The sequence below is a fragment of the Psychroflexus sp. S27 genome, assembly GCF_002810405.1.
Lineage (GTDB): Bacteria > Bacteroidota > Bacteroidia > Flavobacteriales > Flavobacteriaceae > Psychroflexus > Psychroflexus halocasei_A.
The window spans coordinates 56,351-82,244 of record NZ_NEXQ01000007.1 but is presented as its reverse complement, the minus strand read 5'-3'; the positions used below and the strand labels follow the sequence as shown (position 1 = coordinate 82,244).

Here is a 25,894-nt window from a genome sequence, read left to right as displayed (position 1 = left end):
GATGTATCAAATCCAGCAGATAACTTTACAAAATTGACAGACTTAACTTTGCATAGAGCGTCAATAAACAAACAGATAAGACGGATCCTGGCCAAGTTGAGATGTCCTTTGAAATGAGCTTTGAATAGTGCTAATAATTGAGTATCTTTAATACCTGTACTGGAGTTCTTTTTTAAAGTCATTACTTGAAGAATAATGCTTTAATATACTGAATTCCAGTATTTTATGCAATATAAAGAAGATTAAAATTCACTTTACTTTGTTAAAAATCAAATAGTTAAACAATTTTTGTCGTGTACTAAAATTAAGAAGTCATTAAGAATTCGATTAGAGTAACTGATCTCGAATAATATCTTCAATATCGGCATTGTATAAACCTTCTTTCAAACTTTAATAAAGAATAAATAAAAGCGAAAAAATAGGAGATGCTGATCTCTCTCTAAAAAATTTCATATCATGCAGTTATGAAACATTTATTACACAACGACAGATTATCAGTGGTTTTATTGTCAATAAGTTTATTTTTTGCGAGTTGTAGTCACAATCAACAAGAATCAAAAAAAGAAGTAAAAAAAGTCAATGACACAACGATGACAGTGACTGCAACAGCCTACAATTCAATTGAAAGTCAAACCAAAAAAGGAAACATTGGGCTTGCAGCATGGGGAGACACTTTAAAACCTGGCATGAAAACAATTGCTGTTTCTCGTGACCTTATCAAATTAGGACTTGATCACAATGAAGAAGTTCACATTGAAGGTTTGGAAGGAACTTACACGGTGAAGGATAAAATGAATAAGCGTTGGACAAAAAAAATCGATATTTATATGGGATTAGATGCCAAAGCTGCACGTGAATGGGGAAAGAAACAGGTGGATATTAAATTCGAAAAAAAAGATGATCCCAAGGATAAATTTTCAAAACAAGCTAAGAAAACAAAATAGAGATTTTGCCATTTCAGTTTTAGGTTATATTTAATGAAATACTCAGTTTAAAATGATGACTCTACGTTAATTTTGTAATTTCCAACAGAAATTAAATTTTATGGATTCTATTCAAGAGTTAATCTCTGATTTTGCATCTGCAATGTGGGGATTACCTCTGATTATTTTATTGATTGGTGGCGGAATTTATCTTTTGATATTATCCAAGTTTCTTCCTTTTAGATATTTAGGTCACTCCATTGATTTACTTCGAGGCAAGTTTAATAATCCTGACGATCCAGGAGAAATCAATCATTTTCAAGCGCTTTCTACAGCCTTATCTTCTACTGTAGGTATGGGAAATATTGCAGGCGTTGCTGTGGCGATTACGCTCGGCGGTCCTGGTGCAATCTTTTGGCTTTGGCTGAGTGCGATTGTCGGGATGGGAACAAAGTTTTTTACAAACACGCTTGCCGTCATGTATCGCGGTAAAGATTCCGAAGGAAAAATACAAGGTGGCGTCATGTATTTCATCGAAGTTGGTTTAGGAAAGAAATGGAAATTTTTAGCTGTCATCTTTAGTTTGGCTGGCTTAATTGGTGCTTTACCAGTTTTTAATGTCAATCAACTCACGCAAGCAATCAACTACATTTTACTTGAGCCAAATAATATTGAAACAGGCTTTAGTACAAATCTGACAATAGGAATTGTGTTTGTCATTTTAACTTCTGTCGTTATTCTTGGTGGTTTACAACGTATTAGCAAAACGGTTTCTAAACTCGTTCCAGCAATGGTTGCGCTCTATTTCATTTCAGTCCTTGCAATTATTGCTATCAACTTTGAGGTGGTTCCCACCTATTTTAAAATGATTTTTACAGATGCTTTTGCTGCAGAAAATTATAAAGGCGATCCGATGTTTGGCGGACTTTTAGGCGGATTAATTATTTTAGGAATCAGACGTGGCGCATTTTCAAATGAAGCAGGAATCGGAACAGCAACAATGGCGCATGGCGCAAGCAAAACCTCTGAGCCTGTCCGTGAGGGTTTGGTCGCAATGTTGGGTCCAGCGATTGATACTTTGGTGGTTTGTACACTCACGGCACTTTCTATTTTAGTCACAGGCATTTGGAAAACTACGGATGCCAACGGCGTTAGTTTAACTGCAGCTGCCTTTGAAAGCACAATTCCGTATGTTGGCGATTATCTTCTTTTGCTTTGCATTTCTGCATTTAGTATTTCCTCTCTGTTTTCATTTTCCTATTATGGCACAAAATGCTTGTCGTATTTAGCAGGCGCGAAATATAAACATTATTACAATTATGTTTACATCATCAGTATTTTAATTGGGGCAACCACATCTTTAAGTGCGATGATTAATCTAATTGACGGTTTTTTTGCTTTGATGGCAATTCCGACAATGATTGCGACGCTTATTTTAGCGCCTAAAGTGATGGTAGAAGCAAGACGATATTTTAAAAAATATTCTGATAAATAAGTTGTTAATTTATATTTATGAAAAAATTGATATTTCAAACAATCCAAGAATCAGATTTACCTGAAGTTTTAGCAATGTTTAAAACCGCAGCGGAACGCATTTCAAAAATGAATATAGACCATTGGCAATACTGGAAAAATCCACCTCAAGAAAAAATAAATTGGGTTGAAGCTGGTATCAAAAATCATGAATATTTCTTCATATTAAATGGAGAAAACATCAAAATCGGAATGCTGAGAATTCTTGATGAAGATTTATTGTATTGGGGAAAACAAAATAAAAAAGCAAAATATGTACATTCATTAGTTGTTAAAGATGAATTTACAGGGAAAAACTTAGCTAAAGAAATTTTGGATAAAGTCGAAATTTTAGCACTTAAAGATGCTTGTAAATTTTTAAGATTAGACTGCGACTCTAAGAATCAAAAACTTTGCACTTTCTACGAAAATTTAAGTTTTAAAAAAAATGGCGAAAAAGAATTACCGCTTTCCATTTACAATCTTTATGAGAGAAAAGTGAGAATTAACAACTGATTTATTCAAAGACTAGCAAGCTTCATCTAAACTTCAATTAGGCTCAATTGCTATTAAATAAATCATAAATATAAAGTGAATTAAGTAGGCTTCATCTGATTAAAACTAATTTAGAAGTAACTCAATTTTTATTATTTAAAAATAAATTTTGAAAAGCAGCTTTAAATAAAATTTACTTTATCATAGAAAACGTTACACATTTATTACAAGCTGTTGTTGCAGTTTCAGTTGTTTTTGTCTGGACCTTCAGACATCACAATGTTATCAAAGAATTTAATGAATTTGGTTTAAGCAATCTAACACGAGATCTTGTTGGCGCCACAAAAATTGCTACCTCAACTTTATTAGTGGTCGGCATTTGGTTCCCTCCTGTTGTTTTCATATCAGCAGTTATCATGGGACTTTTAATGATAGCAGCTCAATACTTTCATTTTAAGGTCAGTAATCCTTTTATTAAACATTTACCTTCTTTAATTCTACTGATATTGAGTATCGTTATTGCTTTTAATACGATGTCATAAATAGTATGAAATTAAATGTTATACTTGTTTTAATATCAAGTTTATCTTTTTTGGGTTATGGTATTTCATATTTTGTGTCGCCTCACATGAAATCAGAGTTTGAAAGATTCAAATTAGAAAAACTTGGCCTATTTGTAATTATTTTAGAATTGATAGGCGGCATAGGTTTATTGATTGGTTTATGGTACCATCCAATCCTCATCATCTCTTCTTTAGGCTTAGCTTTATTAATGTTAGCAGGAATAATTGTCAGAGCTTTATCAAAAGATTCAATCTGGGTGTCAATTCCCGCTATTTTTTTTATGATTTTAAATGCATTTATTATTTATCAATCCTTATAATACACAAGAAAAAATGCAATACTCAAAAAACGATTTAGAACAACTCGATCGTAAATATAGATTGAACCTCATCAATTCCATTTCAGGAGTCAAACCTGCAAATCTTATCGGAACTAAATCAGAAAAGAGACAAGAAAATTTAGCTATATTTTCATCTGTTGTTCATTTAGGTTCAAGCCCAGCTCAGCTTGGTTTTGTCATGCGACCACAAACCGATGAGATCAAAGATACTTATGCTAATATTCAAAAAACTGGCTATTACACGATCAACCATGTTGGTGAATCTTTCGTTAAAAAAGCACATTACACTTCGGCTAAATTAAAAAAAGAAGAATCTGAATTTGAACGCATGAATATTGAAAAAATATATCTCCACGATTTTCATGCGCCTTTTGTTAAAAAAAGTCAAGTGAAAATGGGAATGAAATTGACACATCAAATTCCTTTGCCAAACGATTGTATCTTTATGATTGGTGAGGTCGTTCTTTTAGATATCGCAGAAAACATAACGAATAAAAAAGGACAAATTGATTTATCAGCTTCAAAAACAGCAGGAATTTCTGGCTTGAACACTTATTATGCTTTAAATAAAATTGATAATTTTCCATACGTTAGAACAAACGAAATACCTGACTTCAATGAGTAAGCCTAAAGAATCAAAAATTTGTGTCACTTGTGGAAAACCATTTACATGGCGAAAAAAATGGCGTAAAGATTGGGAAAATGTAAAGTATTGCAGTGAAAAATGCAGACGCAATAAAAACTCATGATTTAATGGATAAATAATTTTATTTTAAAAAATATATCATCAAATTATAGAAAAGGTCTTCTGAATTCAGAGGCCTTTTTTATTTGATAAAACAGTAAATTAAAACATTGCCATTTCAAAATTTTTCATGAGACTTGTAGAAAAAATAACAGCACTTCAATCATGTCAAAAATTCAATTAAGCATTTTGTTTTTCATCCTCCCTATCGCTTTATTTTCAAAAGATTTAAGCAAAATCGATAGTCTCAAAGAACCTTTATTCAAACCATTTATTGAACGATATATACTTGACGAAATCAAGGGTTTGAGACAAGAAAATGAAAAATTAAAAGCGCAAGTCACAAAACAAATATCTGAAGCCAAGCTTGAATCTTCAGACAGGGCAATAAATTATACAACAAGCACGATCAATAATATTTTTTATATCATTACAGCTGCTGCATCATTATTACTTCTTGTAGGTTGGCGATCGCTCAATGATATTAAAAAAAGTCTGAAAATTGATATGTCTAAAAAAACTGAAAATATTATCGCTCAATATGAGAGACGCTTGCAGCAAATTGAAAATAAAATGACTGAACGTTCTAAGGTGATTATTGAAACGCAACAAAACATCACCAATACAAACTCCATTCATTCTTTATGGATGCGTGCCGGTCTTGAAAAAAGTGAAGAAGATAAAATTACTGTATATGATGAAATATTAAGTATCAATCCAAATGATATTGAAGCCATGACGTATAAAGCCGATGCTTTGTTAGAAATTGGAGAAGTGCGTTGGGCTTTAGATCTTTCAAACACAGCTATTGAACTAGATAAAAATTATTCTCAAGCCTATTGGCAACGTGCATGTGCTTATGCAAAATTAGAAAAACAGTCTGAAGCTATTGATGATATTAAAAAAGCAATAGAACTATCGGATACGCTTGAGGATGAATTACTTAAAGAAAGTCACTTTGAGAATCTACATAACAATATTACTTTCAAAAAATTAATTGCTAATAAAAAAGATAAAGCGATAAACTAAAACATGATAAATTCTGTTTCTAGAGATATGTATTTATATTAAAACTCTATATTTTCCTAAAAATAAATGGGAAAACAATTTTAATTCAATAATTTTTATAAGTTTGTATTATTATGACAAACATTTTAAATCATATCTTCAATCTCAACTTGAATAATAATCCATTCGAGAACAGGAAGATCATGCTTTAGAAATAATATATTTTATCAAATTCTATAAAAGGTCTTCTACATTTCAGAAGACCTTTTTTTTGCTTAAAACTCAACAAATGATTCATATTAATAACAATACAAATAATAATAATTCTCCACCTTAAGCAGGCGACAATTTCCCTATATGTTAAGCCTGCCATTGTGCAGGCTTTTTTTATGTCAAAAATTTAAATTAATAATGATGAAAACAGAAATATTAAAAATTGAAGAAGCCATTAGCTTCACAAAGCAAACTCTAGAAACAGAGCTCAAAAAACAACTTGAATTAACAAGAATATCAGCACCAATCGCAGTGATGAACGATACAGGAATTAACGATGACTTAAGTGGCTTAGAAAGATCTGTCGTTTTCCCAGTTAAATCTTTAAAAGATAAACAAGCTGTGATTGTCAACTCCTTAGCTAAGTGGAAAAAGATCAGATTAAAAGAACTTGAAGTCAGCGAAAATAAGGGAATTATCACTGATATGCGCGCCATCAGACCTGACGAAGATTATAGCCATATCCATTCGATTTATGTTGATCAATGGGACTGGGAAAAAAGAATTTCAGACGCTTCAAGAAGTTTAGAATATCTCAAAACAGAAGTCAAGAAAATCTATACGTCGCTAAAAAACACTGAAGAAAAAATACATCTTCATTACTCAGACATCTCTCCTATTCTACCTGACAAAATCACTTTTATTCATTCAGAAGAATTGCTTCAAATGTATCCTTCATTATCACCTAAACAACGTGAATATGAAATTACGAAAAAGTTTAAAGCTGTCTTTTTAATTGGTATCGGTAAAGCATTAAGCAACACAAAAAGTCATGATCAAAGAGCGCCAGATTATGACGATTGGAGCACAAAAAACGAAGATGGTTATTATGGATTAAACGGTGATATTTTATTATGGAACCCGATGACGCAAAACAGTTTTGAAATTTCATCGATGGGAATTCGCGTCGATAAATCAACTTTAATGAAACAACTTCAAGCAACTGATCAGCTTCATAAACAAAGTTTGTTTTATCATCAATTATTGCTCAGTGATGAATTGCCTGAAAGCATTGGTGGCGGGATTGGACAATCAAGGATGTGCATGTTTCTGCTCAGAAAAAGACATATAGGTGAAGTTCAAGTTGGTATTTGGCCTGATAAAATGAGGACTGAATGTGCTCAAAACGGAATTCATCTTTTATAATTCTTTCAAACAATATAGGATTTATAAAAAGTTCAACAACTCTTAAAGTTTCAATTTTAGATTGAAAACAATTTTAAAAAAGGAAATATTCCTTATTTTTGTTTAAATTCCATACATGAATTACGATAGAATAAAAGAAAAACTCAACATACTCGCTGATGCTGCTAAATATGATGTTTCATGCTCAAGCAGTGGCAGTAACAGAAAGAACAAAAACGGACTCGGGAACTCTAGCGGAACAGGTATTTGTCATAGCTACACACCCGATGGTCGTTGTATTTCTTTACTTAAAATTTTATTGACTAATCATTGTATTTATGATTGTGCTTATTGTGTCACGCGTAAAAGTAACGATATCAAACGTGCTGCTTTTAAAGTTCAAGAAGTTGTTGACTTGACGATTAATTTTTACAGAAGAAATTATATCGAAGGTTTATTTTTAAGCTCTGGTATTTTCAAAAGTCCTGATCACACGATGGAAAGATTAATTCGTGTCGCTAAAAAACTCAGAGAAGAGGAGAATTTTAATGGCTACATCCATCTGAAATCAATTCCTGGCGCAAGTGATGAATTGATGTACGAGGCTGGTTTATATGCCGACAGACTTTCAGTAAATATTGAAATTCCGACACGTGAAGGTTTAAAGCTTTTAGCCCCTGATAAAGACAGAAAAGACTTTTTAAAGCCGATGAAAAAAGTCCGCAATGAAATTGATAAATATAAATCAGAAAAGAAAATCATTAAAAGTACACCAACCTACGCACCTGCCGGACAAAGTACTCAAATGATAGTTGGTGCCACACAAGAAACTGATGCTGAAGTGATGTACACGGCAACTTATTTGTATAAAAAATATAATATGAAACGTGTTTATTACTCTGGCTACATTCCTATTTCTTACGACAGCAGATTGCCAGCCATTGGAACTGAAGTTCCAATGATGCGCGAAAATAGACTTTACCAAACTGATTGGCTGTTGAGATTTTATGGCTTTTCTATAGAAGAATTACTCAATAAAGAACATCCGAATTTAGAAAGTGACATCGATCCGAAATTGAGTTGGGCTTTAAGAAATCTACACCTCTTCCCTATCGATATTAACAAAGCTGATAAACAACTTTTAGCTAGAGTACCAGGATTAGGAATGAAATCAGTTTATAAAATATTGAGTGGCAGACGCTACAGGAAACTAGGTTGGGAACACCTCAAAAAAATGGGCGTTGCTCTCAATAGATCAAAGTATTTTATCACTTGTAGTTCTCGCAATTTTGAAACCAAAGATTATACACCACAACAAATCAAACAACGTATTTTATCAGAAGGACACAGCAAGTATCAAAAAACGCTTTCTAATCAACTTAACCTTTTTGGATAATGCAAAACACATTTATCTATGACGGAAGTTTTCAAGGTTTACTTACTGCTGTTTTTGAGATTTATGAACTAAAAGTTGAAAACGTAAAAATCGTTGCGAAACATTACTACGAAGCTTCTTTTTTTGAAGAAAATCACGAAGTGATCACCGATGAAGAAAAATCTAGTCGTGTTTGGAAGGCGGTTTTAAAACATGGCAAACCCATTGATGCGCGTCTAATTTACAGATGTTTTTTAAGTGAAATTAATGGAATTGAGCAAAACCTATTTCATTACATCAAAATATTATTGTCTAAAAAACAAAGTATTGCAAAAGATTATGGGCAAGCCGATGTTTTTCGTTTAACTGAAATCAATAAAAAAATTGGTCGTGAAAAGCATCGCATGGATGCTTTTGTAAGATTTAGAAAGACTAAAGACAATATTTATTTTGCAAGCATTTCACCAGATTTTAATGTTTTGCCTTTACTTGAAAAACACTTCCAAAAAAGATATGCTGATCAAGTGTGGTGTATTTATGACATCAGCAGAAATTACGGACTATATTATGACTTGAATTCAGTTAAAATTGTACATCTTGATTTGCCTAATAACATTTTAAATACTTTTGATGAAATTTTTCAACAAGAAGAAATACAATATCAGAAACTCTGGAAAAATTATTTTGAAAGTACAAATATTAAAGCTCGCGCAAATCAGAAACTTCACGAGCAACATGTGCCTCGCAGATATTGGAAGTATTTAAGTGAAAAAAACTTATTAGACTGGTAATTCTATTTCACAAAAAAAAACCTCTTTCTTCAAACGAAAAAAGAGGTTTTAAAATATGAAAAATTAATCTTCTTAATTGACTTCAGGAAGATTGTTATATTTCTTAGAATATTCCATCATCTGATCAGCAAAATGATTTGGCTGAGTGACTTTAATTGTCTTGATTTCACCATTATCGCCCATTTCAGGAACTAAAACAGGATTCACAAAACCACTATAAGCCGCTGATTTGAATGCTTCATTTCTTTTCAAGACTTCTTTATGAATGTCTTGATCAACTTTTACACCGTAATTTTCAACTAAGTTCTTTGCAGCTTCATAATCACCTTCAGATTTAATACGTTGAGTTTCACGTAATAATTCAGCAAAAAGATCATGTAATTTGTCATAATCCTTGATGTCAAAATAAGTTTTGCCATCTTTTGTTTCTTTCACAATAACTTTATCTTCTTTACCTTTTTCGTAAACCCAAGCACTGATCCATTGACGGTTACGCATGTGAGATTCTTCGATATCTTTACCTTGTTCTATACGGATTAACTGCGTCATCAAACCATTTCTGATATAATCGTTATAAGCAGCTTTACCTAAAGCTTCAGAATTATCTGTTAAACCTAATTCTTCTAATTTAGGATCCATTAAGTAATAAAGTCCAACTAAGTCAGCACGACCTTCCTCTAAAGTAGAAGCGTAACTTTTCAAAGTTTCTTTGGTTTCGCCAACACCATTATTGATCACACCTGAAGCGTGGCCAACAACTTCATGTAATGCAGTGTGTAATTTATCAGCTTGCTCGCCATATTTCTTAGAAAGCTTGATTTCTTCTTCATCATGAGCAAACTCCTCTAATTTTTCAGAACCACCAGCATGACTGTAAGCGTAAATGATATTTCCTAAAGAAACTGATTTACTTCCGTGTGCTTCTCTAATCCAGTTAGAGTTTGGCAAATTCACACCAATTGGTGTACTCGGAGATGCGTCACCAGCTTCACCAGCAACATTCACAGTTTTATAAGTCACACCAACAACATTTTTCTTTTTGTGCTCATCCATAATTGGAGACTCATCTTCAAACCATTGCACGTTATCTTCGAAAACCTTCATTTTCTTAGACATATCAAAATCTTTGATTTGTACAATCGTTTCATAAGAACCTTTATAACCTTTTGGATCGTTATAAACTTCTATAAAACTATTGATGTAATCGATATCACCTTCAGTAGCTTCAACCCATGCGACGCTGTAATCATCCCATTTCTGAAGATCACCAGTTTGGTAGTATTCAATTAATAAACCTAGAGCATCAGCTTGAGCTTTATTTTCAGCAACATCTTTTGCTTTTTCTAACCATTTGATAATTTCATCAATAGCGCTTCCATAAAGTCCGCCGCTCTTCCAAACCTTTTCAACAACTTGTCCGTTTTCTTTGACCAATTTAGAATTTAAACCAAAAGAAAGAGGTTTATCAGGATTTGGAGATTTTTTATTTGCATAAAAAGCATCAACATCTTTAGCTGTGATGTCATCACCATAAAAGTTAACTGCAGAACCTTTGACTAAACCTTTTGATTCATCAAGATTTACTTTCTTACTGTCTTTATCATTAAAAATAACTTCAAAAGCTTCACCTTTTAATTCGGTATTTGTCGCGCTTAATAATTCTTTTAAATAAGCTTGATTAAATTCAGGTTTAAGCTTGTCGTTTGAATAATGGTGGTGAATTCCGTTAGAAAACCAAACTCTTTTTAGGTAAGTTTCAAAATTCTTCCAGTCATCAGCGTTTTTATCACCATCATAATTTGCATGGATATTTTCTAAGGCTTTTCTGATTTTCAGGTTGTGTTTATAGTTCTGATCCCAGATAATATCACGACCAGATAAACCTGCTTGAGTCAAGTAATAAACTAATTTTTGCTTTTTTAAAGAAAGCTCATCCCATCCTGGAATTTGATAACGCAATATTTTGATGTCAGCAAACTCATCAACAGTGTAATGAAATTCAGCATCACTCAATTTGTCAATTTGCTCAGTTTTTTGAACATTTTCTGTTTTTTCTTTCCTATTTTCATCACAAGACACAAAAGTCATGAGGCCCAATAAGGCAATAGGAATGTATTTCAATTTCATAAATAAAAATTATAGGATTTCCAGCAAATATAAACATTCACATTTTAAATAAAGCTTAAGCCACATAATGTCTCTTATTATTGAATGATATCAATATTAAAGCTCTTAGGATTGAGCTTTAAACTGAGGATGTTTTTTAATCTCATGTATCAATTGAGATGGATATTCAACGCTGAAAAGATAATTTTGTTTGGCTGTATCAATTTGTAGTATATTTCTTCTGTCTTTTACATAAGACTGACAATTATCCATTATATTCCCTATAAACCCAAAAACTCCTTTACTGCCAAAAGTCATGGTCAGATTAGAAAACCCTAAACATTCAACACTTTGAATATCCTTCAAAGGAATTTCAATTTTTCCTAATTTTTTCTTGAGAACAATATGATCATTCTTTATAAAAACCTTTTTTAAAGAATTGAAATATAGATATAAAACGCTACCAGCAACAATGAAGCAAACCGCAAAACCACCAATATGATAGTAGGTTTTGTCAATTCCGAAAACAACAGATAAACAAATTAAAAAAGCGAGTAAGATAGCTGTAAGCGTTATCACTCTCACTTGATTTGAACTTCTGCTATAATAAATTTTCATTTTAAAATCTCTGAATTTTAAATGCTATAATAAAAAAGATTGAAATCTATAAATTGAAAAATGCTTCAACTAGATTCAATAAAACATTATGAATTTAATATTTATTTAATAAAATCAAAAAGAAAGTTGTTTAAATAATAGACTCAATATCAAAATAGTAGAGAAAAAATTAACAAAATCAAGTTAAAGTGAAGAGCTAAACAGATTTCATCGTGTTAATTTGTAGTTGATAACCAAAAAACCCTAAATCATGAAAAGAATTTTTGCTCTTATTTGTTTAAGCGTGTTATTTGTTTCTTGTAGCACCTCTAAAATAGAACGCCAATCCATGAGATCATTAGATGGAGATTGGACTTTAACGGATATTTCTTATCCTGGAAGTTCTGGATTAGTTGATGTGACGTTATTTAATACTGCATCGATGAATTGCTTTCAAAACTCATCATGGAATTTTGTAAGTAACAACAACACAGGAAACTTTGTGCTATACGGAAGCGATTGTCCTTCAGGTGAACAAAATTTCGCTTGGAATATAGAGACAACAGAAAGTAACACATATAATTTTACGCTAAAGCCTTTAACGAAAGGTGTAAATCCACAAAAAATCAATAAAGGATACAGCATGGAAATCACTCAACTTAATGATTTCAATATGACGACGCGCCAAACTGTACAATACAATGGTGCCCCTTTTATCGTCCAAATGGAATTTTCTAAAAACCGATAAATCTAACATAACATGAAATTAACAAAAATGAAAATCATCACCTTTGTGATGACTGGAAGCCTACTATTCTCAAGCTGTGAAGCGATAAAAAACACAAATAAAACACAGCGTGGTGCCGCTGGAGGTGCTGCTGGTGGCGCAGTCATTGGTGGCGTTATTGGCAACAATGTTGGCGATGGCAACAATACTGCAATCGGTGCTATTATTGGCGGCGTTATTGGTGGTGCTGCTGGAGGCTACATTGGAAACCGTATGGACAAACAAGCACGAGAAATAGAAAATCAAGTTCCAGGAGCTGAAGTGAATCGTGTTGGGGAAGGAATCAACATTACTTTTGATGAAAATAGTGGTGTTTATTTTGCAATAAACAAACACGACCTCAATAGTGCTTCTCAAGAATCTTTAGGTAAGTTATTAAAGATTTTTAAAGAATACGATAACACAAATATTCTGATTGAAGGCCATACAGATAATACAGGTCGCGCTGAATACAATATGCAACTTTCTGAAAAAAGAGCAAATTCTGTCGCTAGTTATTTTACACAAAACGGGATTAGTTCTAGCCGATACTCAATAAAATGGTATGGTGAAGAACAACCAAAGTATGATAATGAGACTGTGCAAGGACGCTCACAAAATAGACGTGTTGAAATTGCCATCATCGCCAATGAAGATTTAAAAGAAGAAGCGAAGAAAAATACAAATTAATCTTCTGCAAATATGCTTTTAAGCCTTCCCGTTTTTGGAAGGTGTGAAGTCAAAATTCAAAACCGCAAGTTCATGATGAACTTGCGGTTTTTTTATTAAAAACTAATTGCTCTCAAAATGATGCAACATCTATAAATGAGTTGATAAAGATTTGATTCGGCTGAATTCCTAATGTGGGTTCTGCTAAAATTGTTATTATTTGTATAAAATATATTTAGCTTAGCCTAAATAATTTTTAAAGGTGTATTAATTTTATATATTTGAAAAATGAAATTTAATTTTAAATACAATTAAAATGTTAGACATCAAGAAAGAGTTACCTGAACTTCCTTATGATAAAAAGGCATTAGCACCTTTGATTACAGAGGAAACATTTGATTATCACTACGGCAAACACCACGCAGCATACGTGAAAAATCTCAACGGATTGATCAAAGATTCACCACGTGAGGAAAAGTCGGTTAAAGAGTTAATTTTAGAAGGGCATCAAAAAAAGGAAGCTGGTTTATTTAATAATGCAGCACAACACTGGAACCACAGTTTCTTTTGGCATTGTCTTTCACCAAATGGCGGTGGCGGTCCAGAAGGTCAAGTTAAAGAATTAATCGAACGTGATTTTCAAAGTGTTGCGCAATTTAAAGAGGAATTTTCAACATTGGCAACCAAGCTTTTTGGTGCCGGATGGGCATGGCTAGCACAAGATGAATCTGGAAAGTTAGAAATATTACCGATGAGCAATGCGCACACACCTACCACTGAAGGCAAGAAGCCAATTCTAACTTTGGATGTGTGGGAACATGCCTATTATATTGATTACCGCAACGCACGCCCAAAATTTGTTGAGAGTTTCTGGGAAATCGTCAACTGGGATTTTGCTAACGAAAACCTAAAAACATTATGAGTAATACCTGCTTACAACATATAGAAGAAGCTTGGAAACTGAAGACAAATGCTTCCAACAAGCTCTTTTCTGCTGGCAAGTACAAGGCGTCTCTTCTGGGATACGAAGAGGCGCTTTGCCGTGCAGAAGTTTTAAATCAGCATTTGAAAAAGGCAATGATAATTGGCATTCCTTTTATTCAAATATTTGCAATTTCATGTAATAATATTGCTTTCACTTATGAGAAAATGGGCTTGTCACAAAAAGGAGAAAAAATGCTTCAGCGTGTCGTTTACTTTTTAGTATTCCAACATGAAAAAACCGAGCACAATTCAAGAGAAATTCAAAGTGAACTCAAAAGAGCAATGCTGAATTACAATGAATTTGCCAACAGAAACACTTTGGATGTGGACAATGTTAAGCTTGTTTTTAAAGATATTCAAAAGCAATTAAAAATAGCATAATACCAGCGTGATATGATTTCTTGTTCCGCATAAAGTCCTTCTTTGAAACTGGGGAAAGCACAATAAATTTTCATATCTTAATCCTTTAAATCTTAAAACATATATCTTGAACTTTTCACACCTAAACTTAGAGATTAGACCGATTCAATCGCAAGAAAAACTCTCGCAAAACACAAGTCAAATTCTTCTCATCACTGCCGAAGATCAACTGGAGGATAAAAAGCTCAATGCGCTTTTGACTTCTAAAATAAAAGAGGTTTTTGAGAAAAAAGAAAATAAAATTTTCACGCATATTGCTGATAGGGAATACTTCATTTGCGTCATCAGCTCTCGAGAGTTTAATAAAAATAAATCTTTAGGCATTTCGCTTTACAAAGATTTGAAAGACGAGAACGTCAACGCTGTCTTTATGAATGGTTTACAACAGCTTTCAAAAGAACAAAACCAGGCTTTTCTAGAGGGTTTCTATTACGGGAGCTATCAATTTAAAGCCTACAAGAAAAAGGAAAATACCAGTAAAATAACGGCTTATATCTCTCAAACAATTTATGAAGAAATAGCCATTGGGCAAATTAAAAACCTTGCCGAGAGTGTTGCTTTAACAAGGAATTTAGTCAACGAGCCGCCAAACAAACTCAATGCTTTGATGTTTTCAAAGCAGGTTGAAGAGGCTGGGAAACACTTTGGTTTTGAAACAGAAATTTTACATGAACAAAAGATTACTGAGTTAGGAATGGGTGGATTACTCGGTGTCAATCAAGGTTCTGAAGTCCCTCCTACTTTTAATATCATGACTTACGCGCCAGAAAATGCGGTCAACACAGCACCTTTGGTTTTAGTTGGTAAAGGTGTCATGTTTGACACTGGTGGTTACTCTCTAAAAATTAAAGGCGGTATGTCAGGTATGAAAGCTGATATGGGCGGTGGCGCGACTGTTCTTGGAATTATCTCAGCAGTGGCAAAAAACAAATTACCATATCATATCGTCGGACTTGTCCCTGCGACGGATAATAAAATTGACGGAAAAGCACTTTTAGTTGATGATGTCATCACGATGATGGACGGAACAAATGTTGAAATTCAAAATACAGATGCTGAAGGCCGTTTGGTTTTAGCCGACGCTTTAGTTTATGCAAAAAAATACAAACCTCAACTCGTCATTGATATTGCAACCTTGACAGGAGCTGCCGCTGCAATTACGGGACCATTCGGAATTGCCTCTGCTGGCAATCAGCAAGAAGATATTGATGAATTAAAACAAGCTGGAGAAAAAACTTATGAACGCCTTTTTCAACTGCCGCTGTGGGAGGAGTTTGCAGACCTTTTGAAAAGTGATGTTGCAGACCTTAAAAATATTGGAGGCCCAATTGGTGGTGCGAGTACAGCAGCGCAATTCCTCAAACATTTTACGGCTTACAACTGGATGCATTTAGACATTGCTGGTGCTGCATTTTTAGATAAACCAGCAGGAACGCTTCCTGCTGGTGCAACAGGCGTTGGCGTGAGACTCGTCTATGATTTCATTCAAAACAGATCAGTAAAAAATAATTAAGGAATAGATGGTTTAGTTTTTTAAGTTGCCAAAGCCAAGCGTGGATTTTCAATCTATTCTTGGCTTTTTTTGATCCTATTATTTAACTTGTATACACGGTAGAAAATTGAATACTTCACGATGAAAACAAAAGACCAATACACAAAAGCTTTGCTGTGGAGCCATAAAATCATTGGCTTAGAGATCCATGCGTATAGCAATACTGACCAATTAATGAAAGCTTTGGCGGCCTACTTGAATGAATTGATCGCACATGATTTCAATAAGCTGATAACGATTTTGTACCGCATTGATGTATCTCAAAAAAAAGCAATGTCAACTTTGAAAGCCCAAGCCAATCAAGAAACGCCAGGTGAAACTTTAGCAAAACTGATTATAGAACGACAGCTTCAAAAATTGAAATTTCGAGAAAATTAAAAGACTTTTGAACTGGTTTAAAAACTTAAGCTCTAAACAGAAAGAAGCGCTTTTTTAATTCCTCTATTGCAGTTTCTTTGTTTGTCGTAATATATTTTAAAGCCTCTTCAGTAAACTCCTCTCCTTTTTCAGTCAGGGACACAATAGAATCCGTAATTGTAATGAGGTTATTTTTCAAGGCTAAATCTAGAACAGTTTTCGCTTGTATTTTCTCCCAATTGATGTGATCTTCTAAGTGGCTGACATGGCGTTCTTCTATTTCTTGATGGTTTTGTAAGTGAAGTAAAAAGACTAAGAGCGAAACTTCAATGCGTTGTTTTCTTTCTTTAAACATCACAGAAAACACGCCTTGGTTAGGTGCGAATAAATAGACCAAAAGAAAAACGATTCCTAAAATTGTTGTCATTGACCCAGCGATGGAAGCATCTAAATAATTGGCCATCCAGTAACCGCCAACGGCTGAAAAGACACCAAAAATACAACTCAAAATAAGCATTTTCTTCAAGTCATTGGTCAGCAAGTAAGCCGTTGCTGCTGGCGCAATCATCAAAGCGACAACTAACACAGCTCCCACAGCATCAAAAGCACCCACAACAGTCACCGAGGAAATTGTCATAAGGCCGTAGTGTAAGACAATTGGTGAAAACCCTAAAGTGGCGGCGAGACCTTTATCAAAAGTGCTCAGCTTGAGCTCTTTAAAAAACAATAATAACAAAATTACTGTCACCACTAGGATTGAACCAATGACCCAAAGAGATTTTGGGCCAAGATCAAGATCTCCTATCAGCAATCGATCAAAAGGTGCAAAAGCGAGTTCCCCAAGCAAAACTGCATCAATATCTAAATGAACATCGTTTGCATTTTTAGCGATAAGGATCACACCAATACTAAAAAGCGCAGGAAACACCAAACCAATGGCTGTATCTTCTTTTACCAAACCCGTTTTCTGTATAAACTCAACCATAACAACAGTGACAACACCTGTTAAGGCTGCAAATAAAATGAGTAATGGAGAGTTTAAATCTTGTGTGATAAAGAAGCCCAGAACGATTCCTGGTAAAATAGAATGACTGATCGCGTCACTTATCATCGCCATTTTACGCAAGACTAAAAAAGTTCCTGGTATGGCACAAGCCACCGCGACTAGTGATGCTATTAATTGTATTTCTAATTGTGCGCTACTCATTTGTATTTCCTATTTCGTTATACATTTTAGCCGCTTCATGAAAGCCTTTTTCAGTCATTGCCCATTCATTTCCTTTTAATTGAATAAAATGCTGTTTTTCAAGTTGTTTTAAAGACTTTTTTGTAAATCCATGAAAGTTATTCAAAATCTTAATGGCATGTGGGTGAGAAATATTATCATGATCTTTAACGATGCGATACATGAATGTCAAGGTTTTTTTAAGATTGAGTTCTTTTCTGTTTTGATGAAAACGTATTTGTCTAAAAAGAAGTCCACGTCCAGGTGAAAAAATAAATGAAAAAAGAACAAAAACAGCTGCGACTAAAACGATGACTGGCCCAGTTGAAAGGTTATCTTGACTAGCACTAATTGCTGTACCAAAAACACCTGATAAGGCACCAAAAATAGCTGCGATAAAAATCATAACACCTAAACTATCTGTCCATTGTCTTGCCGCTGCAGCAGGCGCTAACAGCATTGCGCTCATTAAAACAACACCAACAGTTTGCAAGCCTAAAACAATTGCAAGGACAATAAAAACTGTAATTAAGATATCTAAAAAGCGCGTATTAAACCCTAAGGTCTCTGTGTAATCTGGGTCAAATAATAGAACTTTTAATTCTTTCCAAAAAAGAAGCAAAACGATTAAACTCACACTTGTCACAGCTGTCATGACCCAAACATCAGACTCAACTAAAGTTGCTGCTTGACCAAACAAATACTTATCTAAACCTGCTTGGTTTGCATTTGGCATTTTTTGAATAAAAGTCAATAACAGCATTCCAAAACCAAAAAATAAAGACAGAATCAAACCTAAAGCTGTATCATTTTTTAATCTTGTTTTTTTTACAATGCTTTTAATCCAGAAAGTTCCGATAAGTCCGCTGATCAATGCACCGATTAATAATAAGTTTGAGTCTTTAACGCCAGTTAAAATAAAAGCTAAAGCTATACCAGGTAAAGCTGCATGTGAAATAGCATCGCCTAGTAAGCTTTGTTTTCTTAAAACGGCAAAACTTCCTAACATTCCGCATACTGCGCCCAAAACTGCAGTCCCTAAGGTTATTGTCCTTAAGGTATAATCAGAAAAAACTAAATTAAAATATTCTGTTATTGACATCTATGCTTATCTTTTGCAAGTTTTGAACTATTTATTAACTGCTACTTTATAGTTAATTCCGTAAGTTTTTGTCAGATTTCCATCATTAAATATATCTCGAACTGGACCAGAAGCGATTCCTTTCACGTTTAAAAAAGTAACCCAGTTAAAGTACTCTGGAACAGTTTGTAAATCGTGATGAACAACAATTAAGGTTTTTCCTGCATTCCGTAATTCTTTTAAAATATTGATAATTGCTTTTTCAGTTGTTGCATCAACACCTTGAAAAGGTTCGTCCATCAAATAAATCGATGCATTCTGAACTAAAGCTCTTGCTAAAAAAATTCGTTGTTGTTGACCTCCACTTAGTTGGCTGATTTGTCTGTTTTTAAACTCCAACATTCCTACTTTTTCTAAAGCTTCTAAAGATGTTTTTTTCTCTTTTTGTCCAGGTCTTTTTATCCAACCCAAAGTTCCATAAGTTCCCATCATCACAACATCAAGCGCTGTTGTTGGAAAATCCCAATCCACGCTACCTTTTTGAGGAACATAAGCAACTTTATCAACTTGTTTTTTGTAAGGCTTACCAAAAATTTTGACACTTCCAGCAATGGGTTTTATAATGCCTAAAATGGCCTTTATCAAAGTTGATTTTCCTGCACCATTTGGACCGACAATTGCCATCAAAACACCTTCAGGTATTTTTAAATCAATGTCCCACAGCACTGGTTTATAATCGTAAGCAACTGTTAAGTCATCAACTTGTATAGCGTAAGTTTTTTTTGTCATCGCGTTATTTTTTGTTGTTGAAGTTTTAAAAAATTATTTTAAAGCATCAATAATTGTTCTCACGTTGTATTTAAACATTCCGATATAAGTGCCTTCTTCAGTTCCTGAATTTCCTAAAGCATCAGAGTAAAGTGTCCCTCCTATTTCTACATTAAAACCTTTTGATTTAACTGATTCTTGAAGTGCTTCAATCGTTCTTCTTGGCACACTGCTTTCTATAAAAATAGCTTTCACTTCATTATCAATGATTAATTTCGATAAACGTCTGACGTCTTTAACTCCTGCTTCAGTTGCCGTTGATAAACCTTGCAAACCGATGACATTAAAGCCATAAGCTTTTCCGAAATAACTAAAAGCATCATGTGCAGTCACAAGGATTCTTTTTTCTTCTGGTAATTCTGAAATAATTTCTTTGACTTTTTTTTCTAAAGCATCAAGCTTCTTGAGGTAAACTTTTTCATTTTGTTTATAATAATCTGCACTTTCAGGATCTTGCTTGCTCAACTGATTTGTCAAGTTTTTCGTAATTCGTTTCCAATAAGAAATATCAAACCAAATATGTGGATCGTAACTTCCTGAGAACTCAGTAGAGCTGATCAAATCTTTTTCTTCAAGAATTTCGGCCAAAGCGATTGTGTTACCGCGACGTCCCATTTTTTCAAAAACATCAACCAGTTTTCCTTCTAAATGTAAACCACTGTAAAAAACGATATCTGCTTGAGTCAGTTTACTCACGTCGCCTTCGCTTGCTTTGTATAAATGCGGATCGACACCACTTCCCATTAAACCTTGGACTTGAACAGAATCTCGACCGATATTTTTGACTAAATCTGTAATCATCGTCGTTGTGGTGACAACATTGAGTTTTTCACTTTTTTGATGTCCGGAATTTTGACAACTCCAAAACAGACTCAAACAAAAAATGAATAGTAAAGTGTTTCTCATAACTTGTGTTTTCTTCTTTTGCGAATAGAATTTTATTATTTAAAATTAATTCACTTCAATTTCTTCTATATAAATATTGTCTGTAGCCATTTTAGACAAGGCTATTTCTTTCCCATTAGACTTGACAGTCATGCTTTCATCAAAAGACTCGATGTGGATAACTTCTATTTCAGTTCCTAAACCAATATCTATTTTTTCTAAAAACTGTAAAAAAGAAGAAGAAGTATCATTAAAACCTTTACAAATGCCTTTATGTCCTTTTTGAAGTTGAATCAAACGTTTTGTTGGTGCATCGGGAATATTTCCTTTTTCATCAGGAATCGGGTCACCATGCGGGTCGTACTTGGGTCTTCCTAAAAATCTATCCAACTCTTCGACTAATTTTTGAGATTGAATATGCTCTAATTGCTCCGCAACATCATGGACTTCATCCCAAGCAAAATTAAGTCGATCAACCAGAAATGTTTCCCACAATCGATGCTTACGAATCACTTTTAAGGCTTGTAACTCTCCAGAATTGGTTAGGTGAACACCGTAATATTTTTGATAATCAACTAGATTTTTATCAGCTAATCTTTTAATCATTTCAGTGACTGAGGCAGCTTTAGTATCTAAACTTTCAGCAAGCTCATTAGTCGAAACACCTTTTTCACTTTCTTGTTGTAAATGAAATATGGCTTTTAAATAGTTTTCTTCAGACTGACTAAACATATTATTTAATTAATGCTCAAAGTTACATTTTATTTACTTAAAAATAAATATTAGTATTACCTAAATAATATGTTTAGTATTTTTTTAGACCTTAATCACAAACATTTCTGAATAAGTAAGCTAAAACCATTTTGAATGATAATATTACAGATTTAAGACTTTAATAAGAATCTCTCTTTTATAAAAGTATAGTTTTGGTTTGTGAAAAATAATTATACAAAACAACTTTTCGGAACAGACACACGTGTAATTATTCTAGGTATCGCTAGAATGGCAGATGCTGTCGGAAATTCTTTTCTCGTTGTAGTTCTCCCTCTTTACATTGCTAGTGGTCAAGTTAAAGGCGATTTATTTGGCCTTTCTGAATCTTTAATTACCGGAATAGTCATTGGTCTTTTCGGTTTAGTCAGTAGTTTTTGTCAACCTTTAACAGGGAGACTTTCTGATAAACTGGGTAAAAGAAAATTCTTTGTGATACTTGGGTTATTCCTTTTCATGATTGTAAATTTTCTCTATTCATTTGCTCACAGCTATTTATTTTTACTGCTTATTCGTGCTGCACAAGGAATTGCAGCAGCCTTAACCATCACTGCAACTTTGGCTTTAGTAAGTGAAGTTAGCTCTGAAAAAAATCGCGGCGGCAATATGGGCGTTTACAATGCATTCCGTTTAATAGGTTTTGGCATTGGCCCTCTGGTAAGTGGTGTTTTAGTTGAAAGCGGACCTTACACACTTCCTGTGATAGGAACAATCAGTGGTTTTATCGCAGCTTTTTTGATAGCCGCACTTGCACCTCTTATAAGTCTTATTTTAGTCAGTTTTTTTGTTAAAGATCCTGAAGATACCAAACCAAGTTCTGAAGGAATTATTATCAATTTTAAATCCAAAATTCCTGGTAAAATAATCGATCCGATTTTTACACTTGGTATTGCAACAATGTTTATGAGTATGGGTTTTGCTCTGTTAGCACCAATTGAACTTGAAGTTAATGAGAGACTTTCACAAGGTCCTTTTCTGTTCTCAATTCAATTTAGTGCACTTATTGCTTCTCTCGCTATTTTTCAACCTATTATAGGAAAAGCAAGCGATAAATATGGCCGAAAAGTCTTTATTGTTACTGGACTCATTTGTTTGATTCCTATCGTACTTTTTGAAGGAATGTCAACTGAGTCTTGGCATATGATTGTCAGCCGAGCATTACATGGAATTAGCGCAGCAATGGTTTTTGCACCTGCACTTGCTTTAGCTGGAGATTTAGCTAAAAAAGGACAAGTTGGCGCACAACTTTCAGTACTGACCGTTGCATTTGGTTTAGGTATTTCACTTGGCGCTTTTCTGACTGGCTTCGCAATAAGGTTTGGTTTTGCAGTTCCCTTCATTATCGGTTCAGTATTAGCAGGAATTGGAGCTATTCTGGTTTATACGCAAGTTCCAAGTCGTCACAAAAATGTTGAGTAATTTGAATATTTTTAGAATTAAAGATTTAGCTTATTAGCTCAATAAGTATTCTGTCTTAAAAACATCTCATTTTAAATTCTTCAGCTCATAAATACTTTGTAAAATTGCAGGTTAACTTTTTGATTAAATTTTAGTAAAAACACTCATAATCAACAACCAATGTCAGAGCAAAAATCAGCTTATACTTACGCAATAATTGCCGTCATTTTGTGGGGGACTGTTGCAACAGCGATGAAAATGTCAATGGAGTATTTTGATTTTTTTCAGTTGCTCTTTTTGTCAGTCTTTGTTTCGTTAATCACACTTTTTTGTGTTGTTGCTTATCAAAAAAAGTTGAAAAACATTTTTAAATGGCCAGCAAAGGCTTATTTAAAATCAGCTATTTTCGGATTGGTCAATCCATTTGTTTATTACATCGTTTTATTTAAGGCTTATGAATTATTGCCAGCTCAAGAAGCACAGCCATTAAATTACACTTGGCCAATTATGATTACTTTATTATCCATTCCAATTTTAAAACAAAAAATCAGTTTTAAAAACTTTATGGCGATTTTGATTAGTTTCCTTGGTGTAATGATTATTTCAACAAGAGGTCAATTAACAGAGTTTTCGTTTAGCAATCCTGAAGGTGCTGCTTTTGGTTTGGCATCAGCTGTTATTTGGGCGTTATTTTGGATTTACAATATCAAAGATCAGAGAGACGAAATCAGTAAACTATTTCTCAATTTTTTATTTGGGATGATTTATATCACAATCGCTTTATTTGTATTTTCAGAATTTCCTAAATATTCAGGTCAGCACTTTTTAAGTGCTGCTTATGTTGGTTTGTTTGAGATGGGAATCACTTTTATCATTTGGTCTTTAGCGCTCAAAAAATCTAAAAAAACAGCAAGAGTGAGCAAACTGATTTATCTTGTTCCGTTTATTTCTTTAATTGTTATATATTTTGTTTTAGGAGAAGAGATTCAAGAATCAACACTTTATGGACTCGTTTTTATCATCAGTGGATTAATATTCGATAACATCAATTTCACAAGATTGTTGGGAAAAATCAAAAAGAAAACAATCAAGAAAGTTCAAAAACTGTAATAGTTTTTTTAAGCTACTTATTATTCATAAATTTACGATTATAAATATTAGAGTATGAATCCAAATCTTATGATGTTAGTCTTAATCTTACTAAGCCTGACACTTTGGGTTTGGGCAATTCTAGATATTTTTCTGAGTCAATTTAAATCAAGATTGACTAAAGTAATATGTTTAATTTTTGTTTTCATGTTTCCCATTATAGCACCACTACTCTATTTTCAGTTGAAGAAAAAGTTTATAATTCAGAAAAAAAGAATTTTCAATAAAGAAATAAATCATTGTTAATCAGATTTTTAAAATGAAAAATAAAATTATTTCAAAAATTGTGTATCCTTTTTGAGTTTATCTCGTCTCCTTAATGAACCTATAAAAATCAAATCTTATGAATAATTGCGAATGTACGAACTGCGAATGCACAAAGTGTAATTGTGTGAATTGTAAAACAAGCGATTGCCCTTGCGATGTTTGTGAATGTTCAAAATGTAGCTGCTGTAATTAATTGAATCATTTATGAGTTTTCAAACCTCTGATATTTGGAATGACCACAGCAGTGAAATGTACTTTTTCTGTTTAAAAAAAGTACAAAATGAAGACATTGCCAAGGAGGTTTTACAAAATACTTTTTTCAAAATTCATAAAAACATAAATCAATTGAAAAGCCCGTCTCAATCGAGATCATGGGCTTTTCAAATTTTGAGAAATGAGATCATCAATTATCATAGAGAAGGCTTACCACAAGATGATCATGAAGATTTATCCGCTCTTTCAAGTAATGAATTTAAAGATCAATTTTGTTGTTTTGAAAGATTTATCAACGAATTACCTCCAAACTACAAAACAGCAATTACCTTAGTTTACATAAAAGGCAAAAAACAAAGTGAAGCCGCTGAACTCATCGGAATTAGCCTCGCAAATATGAAAGCACGCATCAGGCGAGCAAAAGACATTTTAAAAAAACGTTTTAATGAATGTTGTCAATTTTCATTTAATGATAAAGGCGAACTCGTCGGCGAATCTAATTGCGCGCATTGCGAAGATTAAGCTTAAATTTTCTTAATGATTTCCTCATAATAAAGACTCATTATCCCTTTAAAATCAATTATATTTACGTGAAAACTAAATGTAATTTATGGAAGTAGCACTTATTGCTCATGATGGTAAAAAAGCCGAAATGGTTCAATTTATCAATGAGTTTCAAGATTTCTTTACAAGAGAAGATATCTCTCTTGTTTCAACAGGAACAACAGGTTTAAAGGTTGAAAAAGCTGGCTTCAAAGTCACACGATTTCTTTCTGGACCTATTGGTGGCGATGCACAAATCGCTGCCCGAATTGCAACTGGCCAATGCAAATTGGTTTTATTTTTTAGAGATCCTTTAGAAAAACATCCGCACGAACCTGATGTATTAATGTTACTTAGAATTTGTGATGTCCACGATATTCCTCTAGCTACAAATCCTGCTACTGCAGCACTACTCATCAAATCTCTCAAACAATAATCTTTTATATTATGGAAAAAAATCATGAACACTTTATCCAAAAGGCAATAGAACTTGCCGAAAAAGGTATGAATAAAAACGCTGGCGGTCCTTTTGGGTGCGTCGTTGTTAAGGACGATGAAATCATTGCTGAAGGCTTTAACCAAGTCACAACTGATAATGACCCAACAGCGCATGCTGAAGTTGTGGCGATTAGAAAAGCTTGTGAAAACTTACAGAATTTTCAGTTAGAAAATTGTATAATTTATACCTCATGCGAGCCGTGTCCAATGTGCTTAGGCGCGATTTACTGGTCGAGACCCAAAGCTGTTTATTATGCATGCACCAAAGAAGATGCTGCAGAAATTGACTTTGATGATCAATTTATTTATGATGAAATAGACAAAGATATTTCTTCGCGTTCAATTGAATTTATAAATATCGAAAGAGAAAAAGGCGTTGAAGTTTTTAAACAATGGAAAGTAAAAGCTGATAAAACAGCTTATTAAATTTTAAA

At 33.4% G+C, this 25,894-nt stretch carries 31 protein-coding genes; 23 read left to right on the top strand and 8 right to left on the bottom strand.

Going from position 1 to position 25,894, the window contains the following annotated elements:
* Positions 1-182 (bottom strand): hypothetical protein (locus tag CAP47_RS12445; protein WP_100775022.1); only part of this gene is annotated, 182 nt, incomplete at its 3' end.
* Positions 183-464: 282 nt separating this feature from the next.
* On the opposite strand from CAP47_RS12445, the gene CAP47_RS01075 reads away from it, so the two are divergent.
* The 11 genes from CAP47_RS01075 (at position 465) to CAP47_RS01025 (ending at position 9,151) form a co-directional block, all read left to right on the top strand.
* Positions 465-944 carry a 3D domain-containing protein gene (locus tag CAP47_RS01075; protein WP_100775015.1) on the top strand — a complete coding sequence of 160 codons (480 nt, stop codon included), beginning with the start codon at positions 465-467 and terminating at the stop codon, positions 942-944.
* Positions 945-1,044: 100 nt separating this feature from the next.
* The gene (locus CAP47_RS01070; RefSeq protein WP_100775014.1) at positions 1,045-2,418 is read left to right on the top strand and encodes an alanine/glycine:cation symporter family protein; all 1,374 of its coding nucleotides are present in this window, start codon (positions 1,045-1,047) and stop codon (positions 2,416-2,418) included.
* Positions 2,419-2,435: 17 nt separating this feature from the next.
* Positions 2,436-2,951 (top strand): GNAT family N-acetyltransferase, encoded by a 516-nt coding sequence (locus tag CAP47_RS01065; RefSeq protein ID WP_100775013.1) that lies wholly within the window; start codon positions 2,436-2,438, stop codon positions 2,949-2,951.
* A 170-nt stretch (positions 2,952-3,121) separates the two neighbouring features.
* Positions 3,122-3,472 (top strand): DoxX family protein, encoded by a 351-nt coding sequence (locus CAP47_RS01060; protein WP_317042665.1) that lies wholly within the window; start codon positions 3,122-3,124, stop codon positions 3,470-3,472.
* 5 nt (positions 3,473-3,477) lie between these two features.
* Positions 3,478-3,813 carry a DoxX family protein gene (locus CAP47_RS01055; RefSeq protein WP_100775011.1) on the top strand — a complete coding sequence of 112 codons (336 nt, stop codon included), beginning with the start codon at positions 3,478-3,480 and terminating at the stop codon, positions 3,811-3,813.
* Positions 3,814-3,826: 13 nt separating this feature from the next.
* Positions 3,827-4,459 (top strand): flavin reductase family protein, encoded by a 633-nt coding sequence (locus CAP47_RS01050; RefSeq protein ID WP_100775021.1) that lies wholly within the window; start codon positions 3,827-3,829, stop codon positions 4,457-4,459.
* A complete protein-coding gene (locus tag CAP47_RS01045; protein ID WP_100775010.1) occupies positions 4,452-4,583 on the top strand; it encodes a DUF2256 domain-containing protein in 132 nt (43 codons plus the stop codon). The genes CAP47_RS01050 and CAP47_RS01045 overlap by 8 nt, the downstream gene beginning before the upstream one ends.
* Positions 4,584-4,885: 302 nt before the next feature.
* Positions 4,886-5,608, top strand: coding sequence for a tetratricopeptide repeat protein (locus tag CAP47_RS01040; protein ID WP_153043465.1), 723 nt, complete (start codon positions 4,886-4,888; stop codon positions 5,606-5,608).
* 390 nt (positions 5,609-5,998) lie between these two features.
* Positions 5,999-7,006, top strand: a complete 1,008-nt coding sequence (gene asnA, locus CAP47_RS01035; RefSeq protein ID WP_100775008.1) for an aspartate--ammonia ligase — start codon at positions 5,999-6,001, stop codon at positions 7,004-7,006.
* Between the two features lie 115 nt (positions 7,007-7,121).
* Positions 7,122-8,381 carry a putative DNA modification/repair radical SAM protein gene (locus tag CAP47_RS01030; RefSeq protein ID WP_100775007.1) on the top strand — a complete coding sequence of 420 codons (1,260 nt, stop codon included), beginning with the start codon at positions 7,122-7,124 and terminating at the stop codon, positions 8,379-8,381.
* On the top strand, positions 8,381-9,151 hold the full coding sequence (locus CAP47_RS01025) for a TIGR03915 family putative DNA repair protein (protein ID WP_100775006.1): 771 nt from the start codon (positions 8,381-8,383) through the stop codon (positions 9,149-9,151). Before CAP47_RS01030 ends, CAP47_RS01025 begins: the two co-directional genes overlap by 1 nt.
* 72 nt (positions 9,152-9,223) lie before the next feature.
* Here the strand turns inward: CAP47_RS01025 and CAP47_RS01020 are convergent, their stop codons facing one another.
* A complete protein-coding gene (locus CAP47_RS01020) occupies positions 9,224-11,278 on the bottom strand; it encodes a dipeptidyl-peptidase 3 family protein (protein WP_100775005.1) in 2,055 nt (684 codons plus the stop codon).
* A gap of 105 nt (positions 11,279-11,383) precedes the next feature.
* Entirely contained in the window at positions 11,384-11,875 is a 492-nt protein-coding gene (locus CAP47_RS01015) for a PH domain-containing protein (protein ID WP_100775004.1), read from the bottom strand.
* A gap of 328 nt (positions 11,876-12,203) precedes the next feature.
* On the opposite strand from CAP47_RS01015, the gene CAP47_RS01010 reads away from it, so the two are divergent.
* The 6 genes from CAP47_RS01010 to CAP47_RS00985 all read left to right on the top strand — a co-directional run bounded on the left by CAP47_RS01010 (position 12,204) and on the right by CAP47_RS00985 (position 16,623).
* Positions 12,204-12,602, top strand: a complete 399-nt coding sequence (locus tag CAP47_RS01010) for a lipocalin family protein (RefSeq protein ID WP_192869874.1) — start codon at positions 12,204-12,206, stop codon at positions 12,600-12,602.
* A 12-nt stretch (positions 12,603-12,614) separates the two neighbouring features.
* Positions 12,615-13,310: an OmpA family protein gene (locus tag CAP47_RS01005; protein ID WP_093238935.1), complete on the top strand. Its 696-nt coding sequence runs from the start codon at positions 12,615-12,617 to the stop codon at positions 13,308-13,310.
* Between the two features lie 295 nt (positions 13,311-13,605).
* A complete protein-coding gene (locus tag CAP47_RS01000) occupies positions 13,606-14,211 on the top strand; it encodes a superoxide dismutase (protein ID WP_100775002.1) in 606 nt (201 codons plus the stop codon).
* Positions 14,208-14,654 (top strand): tetratricopeptide repeat protein, encoded by a 447-nt coding sequence (locus CAP47_RS00995; protein WP_093238941.1) that lies wholly within the window; start codon positions 14,208-14,210, stop codon positions 14,652-14,654. The genes CAP47_RS01000 and CAP47_RS00995 overlap by 4 nt, the downstream gene beginning before the upstream one ends.
* Positions 14,655-14,760: 106 nt before the next feature.
* Positions 14,761-16,206, top strand: coding sequence for a leucyl aminopeptidase family protein (locus CAP47_RS00990; protein ID WP_093238944.1), 1,446 nt, complete (start codon positions 14,761-14,763; stop codon positions 16,204-16,206).
* Positions 16,207-16,326: 120 nt separating this feature from the next.
* The gene (locus tag CAP47_RS00985; protein WP_093238947.1) at positions 16,327-16,623 is read left to right on the top strand and encodes a hypothetical protein; all 297 of its coding nucleotides are present in this window, start codon (positions 16,327-16,329) and stop codon (positions 16,621-16,623) included.
* 25 nt (positions 16,624-16,648) lie between these two features.
* Here the strand turns inward: CAP47_RS00985 and CAP47_RS00980 are convergent, their stop codons facing one another.
* The 5 genes from CAP47_RS00980 to CAP47_RS00960 are packed head-to-tail and all read right to left on the bottom strand — an operon-like array spanning position 16,649 to position 21,353.
* Positions 16,649-17,809, bottom strand: coding sequence for a metal ABC transporter permease (locus CAP47_RS00980; RefSeq protein WP_093238950.1), 1,161 nt, complete (start codon positions 17,807-17,809; stop codon positions 16,649-16,651).
* A complete protein-coding gene (locus tag CAP47_RS00975; RefSeq protein WP_093238953.1) occupies positions 17,802-18,929 on the bottom strand; it encodes a metal ABC transporter permease in 1,128 nt (375 codons plus the stop codon). The genes CAP47_RS00980 and CAP47_RS00975 overlap by 8 nt, the downstream gene beginning before the upstream one ends.
* A 27-nt stretch (positions 18,930-18,956) precedes the next feature.
* On the bottom strand, positions 18,957-19,697 hold the full coding sequence (locus CAP47_RS00970; protein WP_093238956.1) for a metal ABC transporter ATP-binding protein: 741 nt from the start codon (positions 19,695-19,697) through the stop codon (positions 18,957-18,959).
* A gap of 33 nt (positions 19,698-19,730) precedes the next feature.
* The gene (locus tag CAP47_RS00965) at positions 19,731-20,642 is read right to left on the bottom strand and encodes a metal ABC transporter solute-binding protein, Zn/Mn family (protein WP_093238959.1); all 912 of its coding nucleotides are present in this window, start codon (positions 20,640-20,642) and stop codon (positions 19,731-19,733) included.
* 45 nt (positions 20,643-20,687) lie between these two features.
* Positions 20,688-21,353: a metal-dependent transcriptional regulator gene (locus CAP47_RS00960; protein WP_093238962.1), complete on the bottom strand. Its 666-nt coding sequence runs from the start codon at positions 21,351-21,353 to the stop codon at positions 20,688-20,690.
* A gap of 201 nt (positions 21,354-21,554) precedes the next feature.
* On the opposite strand from CAP47_RS00960, the gene CAP47_RS00955 reads away from it, so the two are divergent.
* The 6 genes from CAP47_RS00955 (at position 21,555) to CAP47_RS00930 (ending at position 25,886) form a co-directional block, all read left to right on the top strand.
* Positions 21,555-22,811: an MFS transporter gene (locus tag CAP47_RS00955; RefSeq protein WP_202820542.1), complete on the top strand. Its 1,257-nt coding sequence runs from the start codon at positions 21,555-21,557 to the stop codon at positions 22,809-22,811.
* Positions 22,812-22,970: 159 nt separating this feature from the next.
* Positions 22,971-23,900 carry a DMT family transporter gene (locus CAP47_RS00950; RefSeq protein ID WP_100775001.1) on the top strand — a complete coding sequence of 310 codons (930 nt, stop codon included), beginning with the start codon at positions 22,971-22,973 and terminating at the stop codon, positions 23,898-23,900.
* A gap of 54 nt (positions 23,901-23,954) precedes the next feature.
* Complete coding sequence (locus CAP47_RS12610; RefSeq protein ID WP_100775000.1) at positions 23,955-24,185, top strand: PLDc N-terminal domain-containing protein; 231 nt, start codon at positions 23,955-23,957, stop codon at positions 24,183-24,185.
* Positions 24,186-24,410: 225 nt separating this feature from the next.
* Positions 24,411-24,941 carry a sigma-70 family RNA polymerase sigma factor gene (locus tag CAP47_RS00940; protein ID WP_100774999.1) on the top strand — a complete coding sequence of 177 codons (531 nt, stop codon included), beginning with the start codon at positions 24,411-24,413 and terminating at the stop codon, positions 24,939-24,941.
* A gap of 88 nt (positions 24,942-25,029) precedes the next feature.
* Positions 25,030-25,398: a methylglyoxal synthase gene (locus CAP47_RS00935; RefSeq protein WP_093238974.1), complete on the top strand. Its 369-nt coding sequence runs from the start codon at positions 25,030-25,032 to the stop codon at positions 25,396-25,398.
* An 11-nt stretch (positions 25,399-25,409) separates the two neighbouring features.
* A complete protein-coding gene (locus CAP47_RS00930; protein WP_100774998.1) occupies positions 25,410-25,886 on the top strand; it encodes a nucleoside deaminase in 477 nt (158 codons plus the stop codon).
* Positions 25,887-25,894 lie beyond the last annotated feature (8 nt).